At 58.5% G+C, this 13,531-nt stretch carries 16 protein-coding genes; 5 read left to right on the plus strand and 11 right to left on the minus strand.

The window, feature by feature from the left end:
* Positions 1–224: 224 nt before the first annotated feature.
* Genes FQ182_RS22135 through soxR form a run of 3 tightly spaced genes read right to left on the minus strand, consistent with a single transcriptional unit; the run spans position 225 to position 1,326 of the window.
* On the minus strand, positions 225–686 hold the full coding sequence (locus FQ182_RS22135) for a VOC family protein (protein ID WP_149414709.1): 462 nt from the start codon (positions 684–686) through the stop codon (positions 225–227).
* A complete protein-coding gene (locus FQ182_RS29860; protein ID WP_178114502.1) occupies positions 676–843 on the minus strand; it encodes a hypothetical protein in 168 nt (55 codons plus the stop codon). The genes FQ182_RS22135 and FQ182_RS29860 overlap by 11 nt, the downstream gene beginning before the upstream one ends.
* A gap of 30 nt (positions 844–873) precedes the next feature.
* Entirely contained in the window at positions 874–1,326 is a 453-nt protein-coding gene (gene soxR, locus FQ182_RS22140) for a redox-sensitive transcriptional activator SoxR (protein WP_149414710.1), read from the minus strand.
* Positions 1,327–1,426: 100 nt separating this feature from the next.
* Between soxR and FQ182_RS22145 the strand changes: the two genes are divergently transcribed.
* On the plus strand, positions 1,427–1,792 hold the full coding sequence (locus FQ182_RS22145) for an antibiotic biosynthesis monooxygenase (protein ID WP_149414711.1): 366 nt from the start codon (positions 1,427–1,429) through the stop codon (positions 1,790–1,792).
* Here FQ182_RS22145 and FQ182_RS22150 read toward each other — a convergent pair.
* The 4 genes from FQ182_RS22150 to msuE all read right to left on the minus strand — a co-directional run bounded on the left by FQ182_RS22150 (position 1,781) and on the right by msuE (position 5,864).
* Positions 1,781–2,884 carry a sigma-54-dependent Fis family transcriptional regulator gene (locus FQ182_RS22150; RefSeq protein WP_149414712.1) on the minus strand — a complete coding sequence of 368 codons (1,104 nt, stop codon included), beginning with the start codon at positions 2,882–2,884 and terminating at the stop codon, positions 1,781–1,783. The two genes, FQ182_RS22145 and FQ182_RS22150, sit on opposite strands and share 12 nt — an antisense overlap.
* An 8-nt stretch (positions 2,885–2,892) precedes the next feature.
* Positions 2,893–4,080, minus strand: a complete 1,188-nt coding sequence (locus tag FQ182_RS22155; RefSeq protein ID WP_149414713.1) for an acyl-CoA dehydrogenase family protein — start codon at positions 4,078–4,080, stop codon at positions 2,893–2,895.
* Between the two features lie 71 nt (positions 4,081–4,151).
* Complete coding sequence (gene ssuD, locus FQ182_RS22160; protein ID WP_149414714.1) at positions 4,152–5,291, minus strand: FMNH2-dependent alkanesulfonate monooxygenase; 1,140 nt, start codon at positions 5,289–5,291, stop codon at positions 4,152–4,154.
* A gap of 9 nt (positions 5,292–5,300) precedes the next feature.
* The gene (msuE, locus tag FQ182_RS22165; protein WP_149414715.1) at positions 5,301–5,864 is read right to left on the minus strand and encodes an FMN reductase; all 564 of its coding nucleotides are present in this window, start codon (positions 5,862–5,864) and stop codon (positions 5,301–5,303) included.
* A 397-nt stretch (positions 5,865–6,261) separates the two neighbouring features.
* Here msuE and FQ182_RS22170 point away from each other — a divergent pair, with 397 nt between their 5' ends.
* The 3 genes from FQ182_RS22170 to FQ182_RS22180 all read left to right on the plus strand — a co-directional run bounded on the left by FQ182_RS22170 (position 6,262) and on the right by FQ182_RS22180 (position 9,784).
* Positions 6,262–6,531, plus strand: a complete 270-nt coding sequence (locus FQ182_RS22170) for a hypothetical protein (protein ID WP_149414724.1) — start codon at positions 6,262–6,264, stop codon at positions 6,529–6,531.
* 233 nt (positions 6,532–6,764) lie between these two features.
* A complete protein-coding gene (locus FQ182_RS22175) occupies positions 6,765–7,925 on the plus strand; it encodes a cysteine desulfurase family protein (RefSeq protein ID WP_149414716.1) in 1,161 nt (386 codons plus the stop codon).
* A 50-nt stretch (positions 7,926–7,975) separates the two neighbouring features.
* Complete coding sequence (locus FQ182_RS22180) at positions 7,976–9,784, plus strand: aminopeptidase P family protein (protein ID WP_149414717.1); 1,809 nt, start codon at positions 7,976–7,978, stop codon at positions 9,782–9,784.
* A gap of 94 nt (positions 9,785–9,878) precedes the next feature.
* Here FQ182_RS22180 and FQ182_RS22185 read toward each other — a convergent pair whose 3' ends face one another.
* Together FQ182_RS22185 and FQ182_RS22190 are read right to left on the minus strand one after the other, a co-directional pair.
* Complete coding sequence (locus FQ182_RS22185) at positions 9,879–10,469, minus strand: 2-hydroxychromene-2-carboxylate isomerase (RefSeq protein ID WP_149414718.1); 591 nt, start codon at positions 10,467–10,469, stop codon at positions 9,879–9,881.
* 37 nt (positions 10,470–10,506) lie between these two features.
* Positions 10,507–11,238: an SDR family oxidoreductase gene (locus tag FQ182_RS22190; RefSeq protein ID WP_149414719.1), complete on the minus strand. Its 732-nt coding sequence runs from the start codon at positions 11,236–11,238 to the stop codon at positions 10,507–10,509.
* A 92-nt stretch (positions 11,239–11,330) separates the two neighbouring features.
* On the opposite strand from FQ182_RS22190, the gene FQ182_RS22195 reads away from it, so the two are divergent.
* A complete protein-coding gene (locus FQ182_RS22195) occupies positions 11,331–11,891 on the plus strand; it encodes a TetR/AcrR family transcriptional regulator (protein WP_149414720.1) in 561 nt (186 codons plus the stop codon).
* Between the two features lie 13 nt (positions 11,892–11,904).
* On the opposite strand, the gene FQ182_RS22200 is transcribed toward FQ182_RS22195, so the two are convergent.
* Entirely contained in the window at positions 11,905–12,189 is a 285-nt protein-coding gene (locus FQ182_RS22200; protein WP_149414721.1) for a hypothetical protein, read from the minus strand.
* Between the two features lie 168 nt (positions 12,190–12,357).
* Positions 12,358–13,245, minus strand: coding sequence for a threonine/homoserine exporter RhtA (gene rhtA, locus FQ182_RS22205; protein WP_149414722.1), 888 nt, complete (start codon positions 13,243–13,245; stop codon positions 12,358–12,360).
* Between the last annotated feature and the right edge of the window lie 286 nt (positions 13,246–13,531).

Raw genomic sequence — 13,531 nt, forward strand, 5'->3', positions numbered from 1 at the left:
GGGCAGTGAAGGCCCGGGAAAGGCCGGTCGTAGCTTTTGCTTACGCGACAGGCTGTATCTAGATTAAGACGGATGAGAATCAAAAAACTCTAAGCTAGATATGAAAGTAAATGTTTCAGATACGCATTTGCAGGGCGTTCTGAAATCATACAGCACCGGGGGAAGCGTGGTGGGGGGCATGAGGTGTGTTGCAGGAGCGAGCGTGCCCGCTCCTGCCTTGGCGCTTAGCCTTGCTTGAACATATCTTCGGCACGCTGGCGAACTTGTTCCACCGTCAAATCCTCCTTGCGGGTGGCCAGGAACCATACATGCCCGAACGGATCTTTCAGCGTCCCGGAGCGGTCGCCGTAAAACTGGTCCTTGGGTTCTGATATCACGATGCCCCCGGCCGCAACGGCCTGTTTGTACTGCGCGTCGACATCGTTGACATACAAATGCAGACCGACGCTGGTGTGCTCTTTCCCAGGACTGCCAAAGGCCATTTCGCCACAGGGCGAAGCCAGCATGATTGCCGAATCGCCAATGCGCAGTTCAGCGTGCCCAATCTTGCCGTCAGGCATGTCCAGACGCATGATTTCGGTGGCGCCAAAGGCTTTCTTGTAGAACTCGATGGCCTCAGCGGCTTTGTCGATACCCAGGTAGGGCGTGATGCTGTGGTAGCCCTCGGGGATAGGTTTAACGCTCATTTTGTTCTCCTTGATTGTTGTTGTGAATGAAACCGGTTTTTCCGGTCTTTTCACTATAGGCCAAGCCTTCCGTGGCCTCTGGGCAGCCGACGAGGTGTTCGCCCTGTAACAGCAAGCAGGCGGTTTGCTGTGCATCGGTCGGTTGCCAGTCAGTCAATTAGATTCAAGCGGGGTTCCAGGCCGATGATTATTCGGTGGGGGTTGTTGGTTCCAGCAACTGCGCGCCGGGCCCGTGCTCACCGAGTTTGTCATCCTGATTGCGCAACGGGCACGCCTCCAGCGACAGACACCCACAGCCAATGCAGCCATTGAGCTTGTCGCGCAGCATCATCAGTTTATTGATGCGCTCATCCAGGTCCTCACGCCATAGCGCAGACAGGCGCTCCCAGTCCGCCGCGGTTGGCGTGCGGCCATTAGGCAGGGTTTGCAGGGCCTCATGGATCGTCGCCAGTGGAATGCCCAGGCGCTGGGCAATCTTGATCACCACCACACGCCGCAGCACATCCCGGGGATAACGCCGCTGATTGCCGGCATTGCGATTGCTTGTGATCAAACCCTTGGTTTCGTAGAAATGCAGGGCGGTGACGGCCACGCCACTGCGCGCCGCCAGTTGGCCGACGGTGAGTGCCTTGATGACCATAAAAAACTCCGAAAGAACCCTTGACCTTGACTTAACTAGAGGTTTTACCCTGCGCTGCATCGAATCGCAAGATTGTGCCTACAGTGAGAGGGGAATATTCATGCAGGTATCAGAGAGAAGTCGCAGCTTTACCCAACTGATCGAGTTCCAGATCGAACCCCAGCAGCAATCCGCACTGGTTGCGGCCCTGTCGTCCCAGAGCGAGCGCCTTGCCCTGGGCCATGGCGGCTTTCTCAGTGCGAGCGTGCAGGTCAGCGATGACGGGCGGCGGGTGCTCAGCTACTTGCAATGGCGCTCCCGCGAGGATGGTGAAGCGGCCTTCAAGCGCTTTGAACAGGGTGAAGAGGATTTCTGGACGCTGATTCGCGCCCATCAGGCCACGGCCGTGACCTTCGGCTCGTTCCAGGTGCTGCGCAGCATCGAGCGTAGCCATGACGACGCGTTGCAGTGCCGGCTAAATGGATAGGTGCAACATGCGTTCTCCTTGCACGCTCTCCCCTGGCCGGCGCTTGTTCACCGCCAGTTCGCCGATCTTGATCAAGCGGGTGCGGGTGACGTTGCGGCTCAGGCCGAGCAGGTTGGCGGTATGCACCTGGTTGTAATGACTGAAGCGGTAGGCGGCGCGCAGCAGCGCGTCTTCAACCTTTTCATGCAGGGCGCCGGCCTGTTCCTCGAAGAGCTTCTGAAACGCCCGCTGCAGTAAGGCTTCGGCACTGTTATCGATGCCGTGCTGACTGTCGTCCTGACGCTCGATGCGCATGTTCGACAGGCGCAGGTCGTCGCGTTCGATCAGGCCATTGCGGCAGATTAAAAGGGTGTGATGGATGACGTTTTCCAGCTCGCGGATATTGCCTGGCCAACTGTAGGCTTTAAGTTTTTGCTCGGCCTCGCGGCTGATGGTGATCGAACCGTAGCCCAGGCGCTGGCTGTAGGCTTCGATAAAGTGCCGGGTCAACGGTAGGATATCGCCGGGGCGGTCGCGCAATGGGCTCAGCTCCAGGCTGACTACGTCGAGGCGGTAGTACAGGTCCTCGCGAAAATGCCCGGCGTTGATGGCCTTTTCCAGTTGTACGTTGGTCGCGGCCAGTACCCGCACATCTATGGGAATGCTTTTGCGTGAGCCCAGGCGCACCACTTCGCGCTCCTGCAATACCCGCAGCAGCTTGACCTGGATGGCCATCGGCAAGTCGCCGATTTCGTCGAGGAACAAGGTGCCGCCGTCGGCTTCTTCGAACCAGCCGGCCTTGGCGTTGATGGCACCAGTAAAGGCGCCTTTTTCATGGCCAAACAACTCGGCTTCCACCAGGGATTCGGAAAACGCCCCGCAGTTGACTGCCACGAATGGCCGGTTGCGCCGGGCGCTGAGGTTGTGAATGTGGCGTGCCACCAGCTCTTTACCGGTACCGGTTTCGCCGATGATCAGCACGCTGGCTTCGCTGGGTGCCACTTGCTGGATATGCGCCAGCAGCGCCTGGGATTTCGGGTCCTCGAAGACTTGCGCGGTGGCGCGGATCGAGGTCGCGAGAGCGGGCGAGGGCGGTAAGGTTAAAAGCTGCATGGGCACCTCTAGGAGTAGAACGTCGGAGTCGGCAGGGACTGGTTCAAGGCCCAGTCGCCCAGTTCATGGAGCTTGTAGTCCACCGGATCGTGCAAGGTTTGCGTGCGCAGATTGCGCCAGTGCCGGTCCAGGCGCAGGGAGGCGTGGGTGGAGCGCGCACCGGTGACTTCAAACAGGCGGCTGCACAGTTCCAGGCCATTGCGGGTTGCCGCGACCTTGGCGGTAGCGATGGCAATAGCCAGTTGGCCGCGCTCGTCCTCGCTCAGGTTGGGGCCTTTGGCCCAGGCCTGGTCCAGCAGGTCGGCTGCCCGTTCTACCAGCAGTCGCACACCTTCCAGCGCGACCCAGAAATCGCCGTAATGTCTGAGTACGTAAGGGTCCTGGCGCACATCCTGGGCCGTGGATTTGTGCCAGGGACGGGTTTCGGTGAGGGTGTAGTTGCGGGCCTCCTCGAAAGCGCCTTCGGCAATGCCGAGGAACATGTGGGTGAACGTCAATTGGGCAATCAACGGGCGTAGGCAGGCGAATGGCGTGCTCAGGGGGCCGGGGTCCAGCAGCAATTCCGACTCTTCCACGCGCACCCGTTCGAAGCTGGCGCTGCCGCTGTCGGTCTGGCGCTGGCCGATACTGTTCCAGTCGTTGTGCACGGTGATGCCGCTGCGCCCGCTGGGGATGGCGGCGATCAGCAGCTTGCCGCCGGCGTTTTCATCCACTGCCGAGGCGATCAGCATTTGTGAATCGCTGGCGCCGGAGCAGAAGCTTTTCTTGCCGGAGAACTCACGCCAGCCGCCGAAGTCCTTGACGACGGTGCGGGTGTCCAACGGGTTGAGGGCATTGCCCCAGAACCAGTTTTTGCGGGCGGTCTGTTCGAACCAGGGTTGCCATTGTTCCGGGCGGGAAAACAGCCGCACGGTGGCCAGCATCAGGTGATGAAAACCGAAAACGTGAGCGATGGAGCTGTCGACCTTGGCGAATTCGCGCACGATTTCGAGGGTTTCGCTCCAGCGCGCGCCAAGGCCGCCGTATTGTGTAGGAATGCTCAGGGCCAGCAGGCCGCTGTTGCGCAAGGCGTCACGCTCGGCCTTGGGGGTGCCGCCGCGCTCGTCGCGCTCGACGGCGGTCAGGGCAAATTCGGCGGCCAGCAGTCTGGCGGTCTGCAAGGGTGACGGCAGGACGCTGTGGGGTTTGGCTGTCACGCGGGGGTTCCTCTTGGTAAGGCTTTCTGTGGGAGCGAGGGGGACGGCTAGTTCCTACAGTTAAAAGCTGATCAGGCCTTGGTCGGCAGCACGTCGTTGGCAATCATTTCGCCAAACGGTCCGGTGAGGTTGGTGATGCCGCGCCCGGCTAGGCTGGCGTAGGGCTCCGGCAGCAGCGGGAACACCAGTTCGGCGAAACGGTAGGCCTCTTCCAGATGGGGGTAGCCGGAGAAGATGAAGCTTTCGATCCCCAGGTCGGCGTATTCCTTGATCCGTTCAGCCACCTGCTGCGGGTTGCCCACCAGGGCCGTACCGGCTCCGCCCCTTACCAGGCCTACACCGGCCCACAGGTTGGGGGCGATTTCCAGGTTGTCGCGACGTCCGTCGTGCAGGGCGGCCATGCGCCGCTGGCCTTCGGAGTCGAAGCGCGAAAAGGATTTTTGCGCGGCGGCGATGGTTTCATCGCTGATGTGTTCGATCAGTTTGGCGGCGGCTTTCCAGGCGTCTTCTTCGGTTTCGCGCACGATCACATGCAGGCGAATGCCGAACTTGACCGTACGCCCGTGGCGGGCTGCGCGTTCACGTACATCGGCGAGCTTTTCGGCGACTGCGGCCGGTGGTTCGCCCCAGGTCAGGTACACGTCCACCTGTTCGGCAGCGAGGTCGTGGGCGGCGTCGGAAGAACCGCCGAAGTACAGGGGTGGATAGGGTTTTTGCACCGGCGGATAGAGGGCCTTGGCGTTCTGGACCCGTAGGTGTTTGCCTTCGAAGTCCACGGATTCGCCCTGCAACACGCGACGCCAGATCCTGAGGAACTCGTCGGTCACTTCATAGCGTTCGCTGTGATCGAGGAAGCTGCCGTCGCCACGGTTTTCGTCAGGATCGCCGCCGGTCACTACGTTGATCAATAGGCGGCCATTGGAGAGGCGATCGAGGGTTGCGGCCATACGCGCGGAAACGGTGGGCGAGATGATTCCCGGACGAATCGCCACCAGGTAGCGCAGGCGCTCGGTCAAGGGCACCAGCGCCGAGGCGATCACCCAGGAGTCTTCGCAGGAGCGGCCGGTGGGTATCAGTACGCCGTGGTAACCGAGATTGTCGGCGGCCTGGGCCACTTGTTTCAGATAATTGAGGGTGACCGGGCGGGCGCCTTGGGTGGTGCCCAGGTAATGACCGTCGCCGTGTGTGGGAAGAAACCAGAAAACATCCATGACAAATCCTTAAGCGATTTTCAGCAAAGCGGTGGGGTGCGCGCCAAACAACGGCGCCGCGCGATCTGCAGCAAGGCGAATGCGGGCCTTCAAGGGCTCACTGGTTATTTGGTAGTCGGTGAAGTCGGCCTCGGTGGCGTAGACGCCAATGGGTAAGGTCAGGGCCTGGAAGAAACTGAACAGTGGCCGCAACTGGTGATCGAGCATCAGCGCATGACGGTCGCTGCCGCCGGTAGCCGCCAGCAATACCGGTGTGTTGATCAGGGCGTTGAGGTCTATCAGGTCGAACAGGTGCTTGAGCAGGCCGGGGTAGGAGCCGCGATAGACCGGCGCTGCGACGATCAGCAGGTCGGCCTGTTCGATGGCGCGCAACTGGGCTTCGATCTCTGCCGGCAACTCCGGCCGCGACAGCGCACTGCCAAGGGGGCGTGCGATGTCGCCCAGTTCGATCAGATGGCTCTCGATCGGCAGTTGGGTGGCCAGTTCGGCCAGTAGCGCTTGGGTCAGCACCAGCGTGCGAGAGGGGCGCCAGGTACCGCCGGAGAGGGCAACGACATTCAGGGGGCTCGACATGGACAGTTCCTTTTTCAACAGTGGCTCAGTGCGATGAGTGAGTGACAGAGGTGGAGCAAGAGCTGTACCAATCAGCAAAGTTGTTGATTTGCGAGGGATCTGGGCTACCTGTTGAAGCGTGACGATGTTGTCTGGCTGCTGTTTTGTTGAATGGCTGTTGCCTGATCAACAGTTGCTCTGGCAACAGCCGCGAGGCGAGGGGACATTTATAGAGGGTTGCGTTTATTCCGTAAATGAACGTATTTACATATTTATAGATCGATTTTGAATATAAGGGGTGGGCTATCCAAGGAGTGTTAATGCCGATAGCAACTATCACGGGGGATGATTTTTCACGGTGCGTGGCCGGGAGTAGCCTGTGTCCATTGCCTACCGCCCGATTCGCAGGACCTTCGCCATGAACCGTTTTCTCGCCACTTTCTTGTTGCTCATCTGCTCCGTCCTTGCCGGTTGCGCGACTCATTCCACGCCCGAGCTGCGACCTTATTCAGCCGAAGAGAGCAAGCAATTGGCGATGGAGGCGCTGAATCGCCGGGGTTTGTCGTTTGACGAATACCAACAGAAGAAAGCCGAACTGACTGCCCAGCCACAGAAGCCGTTTGGCTTTGATCGTCAGGGAGAGATGAACGCCGAACGCAGAGGGATGTTGCAGGGTCGTCCCAGCTGAGTTTGCAGCTTGGCCCACAGAGCCCGAGGTTTCGTTCAGAAGCTTCGGGCTTTTTGTTTTCCATCCCTTTCGCCGAGCCTGTTAAGCTGGATTTCAGGAGCGTTCCTACGCACTTTTAAATAAAGTGGTCTTTCTTTAACGGCATCCGATCAGGTAAACCTGACGATCTCTTTTCTGATCGCTGCCCCTGAGACGCTGAATCTCGGGAACATGCTCTGCGAGTCTTTAACGTCATGAATAAACGTCCTCTGTATTTCGATTACGCCGCCACCACCCCGGTGGATGAGCGAGTCATCCAGGTCATGGTCGAGTGCCTGGGTTACAACGCCAATTTCGGCAACCCTGCGTCCAGTTCCCATGCGTTTGGCCAACAGGCTCGGCAAACGGTTGAGCAGGCGCGGCGCCAGGTAGCCGAATTGGTCGGCGCCCAGGCTGAGCAGATTGTCTGGACCTCCGGTGCCACTGAGTCCAACAACCTCGCGCTCAAGGGCGTGGCCCAGGCGCGGGGTGTGGCCGGTGGGCACATCATTACCAGCCAGATCGAACACAAGGCGACCCTCGACACCGCACGTCAGTTACAGGAAGCCGGCATCGCAGTCACCTACCTGGTGCCGGATGCCGAAGGCTTGATCAGTGTTGAAGCGGTCAGCGAAGCGCTGCGAGAAGACACCTTTCTAGTGTCGCTGATGCTGGTCAACAACGAATTGGGTACGCTCAACGATATTCCGGCCATTGGTGCGCGGGTTCGTGAGCATGGCGCGCTGTTTCATGTGGACGCGGCGCAAGGGGCGGGTAAGGTTGCCATTGACCTGGCCCAGTGGCCGGTGGACCTGATGTCGTTTTCCGCCCACAAGCTGTATGGCCCCAAAGGTATCGGCGCTCTGTATGTCGGGCCTCGGGCCCAGCAAAAAGTGCTGGCGCAGATTCACGGCGGCGGGCATGAAGGCGGGCTACGCTCCGGTACGCTAGCGACCCATCAGATTGCCGGGATGGGCGCAGCCTTCGCACTGGCGGCAGAGTCCTTTGCAGAAGACTCGGCGGCGATTGTCGCCCTGCACCAGCGCCTGCTTGACCAACTGAATTCAATCGCTGGCGTGCGATTGAATGGCAGCGTCACTCAACGTATTCCACACACCCTTAGCCTGACGTTCAGCGAAGGCGAGTTCAATTCCGCTGCGTTGAGCGCCGGTATCGCCTTTTCGGCTACCTCGGCGTGTAACTCAGCGAGCAATGCGCCGTCCTACGTGCTATTGGCCTTGGGCCATGATGCTCGCAGCGCAGGTCGTACTATTCGCCTGAGTCTTGGGCGTTTTACCACCGAGCAGGATATCGATCAGGCAGTTCAACTAATCAAGACCTCGCTGGCCAGTGCGCCGGCCTTTTGGGCGGTTTGATCCAATCATTCGCAACCCATAACAATTATTAGTGGTTAGCAGGAGACACAATGAGTACGCAGCCTTTGACCCATGGAACGGTTCCCCAGCGCCTGGCGCGCACCCGCGAGTTGATGAGCCGGGAGGGGATTCACGCCCTGCTGGTGCCTTCGGCCGACCCGCATCTGTCCGAATACCTGCCGGGTTACTGGCAGGGGCGCCAGTGGTTATCGGGTTTCCATGGTTCGGTGGGGACGCTGATTGTTACCGCTGACTTCGCGGGTGTCTGGGCCGACAGCCGCTACTGGGAACAGGCGACCAAGGAGCTCAAGGGCAGTGGTATCGAGTTGGTGAAACTGCTACCGGGGCAGTCCGGGCCGCTGGAATGGCTGGCCGAACAAACCCCTGAAGGTAGCGTAGTCGCGGTCGACGGTGCGGTGATGGCGGTTGCTTCGGCCCGCACATTGGGTACCAAGTTGGCGGACCGTGGCGCTCGGCTGCGTACCGACATCGACCTGTTGAGTGAAGTCTGGCAAGACCGTCCGGCCTTGCCGAATCAGCCGATCTATCAGCACTTGCCGCCGCAGGCTACGGTCAGCCGTGGCGAGAAACTTGCTGCGCTGCGGGCAAGCTTGAAGGAGAAGGGCGCCGACTGGCATTTCATCGCCACCTTGGACGACATCGCCTGGCTGTTCAACTTGCGCGGAGCTGATGTCTCCTTCAACCCGGTGTTCGTCTCCTTTGCCTTGATCGGTCAGCAGCAGGCGACACTGTTTGTTGCCTTGAGCAAAGTCGATGCCCAACTGCGCGCCGTACTGGAGCAGGATGGCGTAACCCTGCGTGACTACAGCGAGGTGGCCGCAGCCTTGGGTGAGGTGCCAGCCGGTGCCAGCCTGCAAGTCGACCCGGCGCGGGTGACTGCGGGGTTGCTGGAGAACCTGGGCAGCGGCGTCAAACTGATTGAAGGGCTCAACCCGACTACCTTGGCCAAGTCCCGCAAGAGCCTGGCCGACGCCGAGCATATTCGCCAGGCCATGGAGCAGGATGGCGCGGCCTTGTGCGAATTTTTCGCCTGGCTGGACAACGCGTTGGGTCGTGAGCGCATCACCGAGCTGACCATCGACGAACACCTGACTGCTGCCCGTACCCGCCGGCCGGGTTATGTGTCGTTGAGCTTCAACACCATTGCTGCGTTCAATGCTAATGGCGCCATGCCGCATTACCACGCCACTGAAGAAGAGCATGCGCTGATCGAAGGCGATGGCCTGCTGCTGATCGACTCAGGTGGCCAGTATCTCGGCGGCACCACCGACATTACGCGAATGGTACCAATCGGTACGCCAAGCGAAGAGCAAAAACGCGACTGCACGCGGGTGCTAAAGGGCGTGATTGCCTTGTCTCGCGCTCAATTCCCCAAGGGCATCCTGTCACCGCTGTTGGACGCCATCGCCCGAGCGCCGATCTGGGCTGAAGGCGTGGATTACGGTCACGGCACCGGTCACGGCGTCGGTTATTTCCTCAATGTCCATGAAGGCCCGCAAGTGATCGCCTATCAGGCCGCCGCCGCGCCGCAAACAGCCATGCAGCCGGGGATGATCACTTCCATTGAACCGGGAACCTATCGGCCGGGCCGTTGGGGTGTACGCATCGAGAACCTGGTGTTGAACCGTGAAGCGGCCAAGACCGAGTTTGGCGAGTTTCTCAAGTTTGAGACCTTGACCTTGTGTCCGATCGACACACGTTGCCTGGTGCCGTCGTTGCTGACGACTGAGGAGTGCCAGTGGTTCAACGACTACCATGCACAGGTGCGTGAGCGTTTGAGCCCGTTGCTCAGTGGTGCGGCGCTGGAGTGGTTGCAGGTGCGCACGGCGGCTATTTAAGGGTTTGCAGTTCGGGGCCTGGGTCAACGCTTTGGTCATCATAGTCGATGACGGCTTTGGCCCAGGCTGACTGGCGGCAGTTGGTGATCGAGCTTTAGCTCAGCGCTTCGCGGACAAAGTCGAGGCGATCCTGGCCGAAGAACAGTTGGCTGTCGACAAACATGCTGGGTGCGCCGAACACGCCCCGTTGGATGGCGTGTTCAGTTTTGTCCTTGAGGGCAGCTTTCACTTCATCGTCGTTGGTCAGTGCCAGCACCTTGATGGGGTCGAAGCCATGCTCGGTCAGTACTGCTGCCACTATTGCCGGATCACCCAGAGGGCGTCCATCGACCCATAGGGCTTGAAACAGGCAGTCAATGAAGTCGATGAAGCGTTCCGGTTGGCGCATCTGAATGCCTGTGACAGCGCGCATCAGTGTCAGGGTGTTAATAGGGAAGTGTGGGTTGAACTTGAGTGGGACATCGTAGCGCTTGGCGTAGCGCGCCAAGTCTTGAAGCATATAGCGCCCTTTGGCGGGGATAGTGACGGGAGATGCATTGCCGGTCGCTTTAAATACTCCCCCCAAGAGCATGGGCTGATACACCAATTGACTACCGGTTTCAACGCACAGCTTGGGAAGCTGGGTATAGGCCAGGTAGGTGGCGGGGCTGCCGAGATCAAAGAAGAATTCCAGGGTTTTATTCATGGTTTTTGGCTCGCTGCTTATTATTATGGGGGCGTGATTACCACGGCTCGTTCCATGGGCGTAGATCCAGTTCGAAGGTCCAGGCGTCTCGCGGTTGACTGTGCAGGTACCAGTAGTTATCGGCAATGTGCTCGGGGTTAAGAATGCCGTCTTGATCCTTGAGTGCATACTTCTGCGGGAAGTTGTCGCGAATGAAGTCGGTGTCGATGGCGCCGTCGACCACCACATGTGCCACGTGAATATTCAAGGGGCCAAGCTCTCGCGCCATACTTTGAGCCAAGGCTCGGATTCCATGTTTGGCACCGGCGAACGCGGCGAAGCCCGCAGCACCACGTAACCCAGCGGTGGCACCGGTAAACAGAATCGTCCCACGTTGGCGAATAGCCATCCGTTTGGCCACTTCCCGGGCATTCAGAAAGCCCGAGAAGCAGGCCATTTCCCAGATCTTGAAATACTTGCGTGCGGTTTCTTCCAGAATGCTGCAGGGCACGTTGGCGCCGATATTGAAAACAAACGCTTCAATCGGGCCTAGCTCGGTTTCGATTTGCTCGATCAGGGCGACGACCTGTTCTTCCTTACGCGCGTCGCAGGCAAAACCGTGGGCTTCGCCGCCAGTCGATTGGATGCTTTCTACCAGTGGCTGCAGCTTGTCAGCGCTGCGTCGGGTGACACAGGCAACATAACCTTCGCGGGCAAAACGCTTGGCAATGGCGCCCCCCGTAGCATCCCCAGCGCCTACGACCAGTACGATTTTTTTATTATCAGTCATGGCAAGTCCTTTGATAAACGATCGTTAACTGAACGAACGTTATGCTACGATTTGGTGGACGTCAAGGTTGTATATCTCCAGGGGGAGAAGCGATGCGTTATTCGGTCAGTCACAAGCAGCAGACCAGGGAAAAGCTATTGCACAGCAGCGCCGCCCTGGCCAAGAAAGAGGGGTTCGCCAGCGTCGGTGTGGATGGATTGATGAAGGCTATCGGTCTGAGTGGTGGGGCTTTCTACAGTCATTTTTCGTCGAAGGACGAGCTGTTCAGCTCGATTATCGAACGTGAGTTGAGCCATAGCCTTGAGCGTTTGAGTGTGGGGGACGTCCAGAGCCGTGAACGGTTGGATCGTTGCCTCAAGTTCTATTTGAGCATGGCTCATGTTGAACAGGCAGAATCGGGATGTGTATTGCCGAGCATGGGAGCAGAGATTGCTCGGTCGGATGTAGCGGTCCGTCAGCAGGCGCAGACGTGGATTTGTCGATTGCAGGCAGACTGGGCTCGTACTCTGGAAAGCGACAGCCTGGCGTGGGCAATCCTGTCCCAGTGTGTGGGCGCCCTGGTAGTGGCAAGAATGATGGTCGACCCGCAGGTTCAGGCGCAGGTGCTTTCATCCAGCTATAAAGAGCTTAGTCAGCGAATCGCTGACAAATGAGCGTGTACGAAGCTTACTTACAGATGACGATCATGCTTCGGCTGGTGTAACCGGCAGGGTTGAGGCCGAACGGGTAGTCCCCAGGTTCCTCCTCCGCATTGTCGCCGGACTTGGCAATGAGCTTGTAGCCTTTGGTGCCGCAGGAGTTGGCTGCGCTGGTGTAACACTGCTCCCAGGAAGACGTCAGGCCAGAGCAATTGATATGTAGCCCTTTTTTTCCCCGCTTAATTTCTGTCTTGGTGGTTGCAGCGCAACCTGCAATGGCGACCACGACTAGCAATATCAAAATTCGCTTCATTACCATCCTTAATAGCCGCTTCGCAGGGATGCTCGACGCTGGCTTTGCTCGCTCTCGACTGTAGCGTTCTTAATGTCCCTATTTGAAAATCTCCATGAGTGACACTGGGTTACATCCTAAACATGGCCTAATTGGGCGGCAAATACCAGAGCAACGTTAAATCCTGAATCAATCGGCGGGTACCAGTGGCTTTGATTCACTGCGCATGGTCAAGGTTGCGCCAACGGATGCCAGGATAATGCACGCGATGGCCAGCCATTGCCCGACGGACAAGTACTCCTGAAGGAAAAATAGACCGGAGAGTGCACCGAAAGCAGGTTCGATGCTCATCAGCGTACCGAACGTGCGGGCGGGCAGGCGGGTCAGAGCGACCATCTCCAGGGTGTATGGAAGCGCTGTGGAAAGAATGGCAACGCCTATGGCTATAGGAATTAATGAGGGTGTCAGCAGTGCCGTACCGGCATGGACTATTCCGATAGGTGCGACAAATAGCGCTGCGATCATGACGCCGAGAGCTGCAGTTTGGACGCCATTGTCCGCTCCCGCTTTTTGGCCAAACAGAATATAGAGCGCCCAGCAGATGCCAGCCCCTAAGGCATAAGCCGCGCCTGTCAGGTCGATGCTGCTACTGGTTTCGCCAACAGGGATCAGCAGCAGGAGGCCGATGATCGCCAAGGCTATCCAGATGAAGTCGACGGCGCGTCGTGAAGCATAGATCGCTACGGCCAATGGGCCGGTGAACTCCAGTGCCACTGCGATGCCGAGGGGAACGGTCTGCAGGGACATATAGAAGAGGAAGTTCATGCCGCCCAGAGCCATGCCGTACACGATCACCGTGCGCAGGGATTTGGCGGTGAGCTTGGCGCGCCAGGGACGCAGTATGAGCAGCATGATCACGCTGGCAAAAACCAGGCGCAGCGTCGTGGTGCCCTGGGCGCCGATTATTGGGAACATGCTTTTGGCCAGTGAGGCACCTGATTGAATGGAGGCCATGGCGATAAGTAGCAGGCCGACCGGGAATAATGTCGAAGTCAGGCTGCGGGGGGAGGTGTTCATGGAGGTGTTCGTCCAGGGTCGTATAAAGAAGCAGGGCCGACTATGATGCTCAACTGCTCCCCATTGAGCAATATATTGCTCAATGTATTCGTTTTCTTCTCTATATATAGAGAAGCGTGTTGATATTCGGGTGTTTCGATAGAAAACTCAAATTAGAGGTTGACGGCAGATTCTGGAAGTCTATAATTCGCCCACTTCCGGCGCAGTCGAAACGGAAAACTCCTTGGTAAACAAAGAGTTATGTAGGTTTCGATAGCGAGTTGCTTCAGTTCACCGAAGCCCAGAA

It is taken from the genome of Pseudomonas sp. ANT_H4 (assembly GCF_008369295.1).
Taxonomy (GTDB): Bacteria; Pseudomonadota; Gammaproteobacteria; order Pseudomonadales; family Pseudomonadaceae; genus Aquipseudomonas.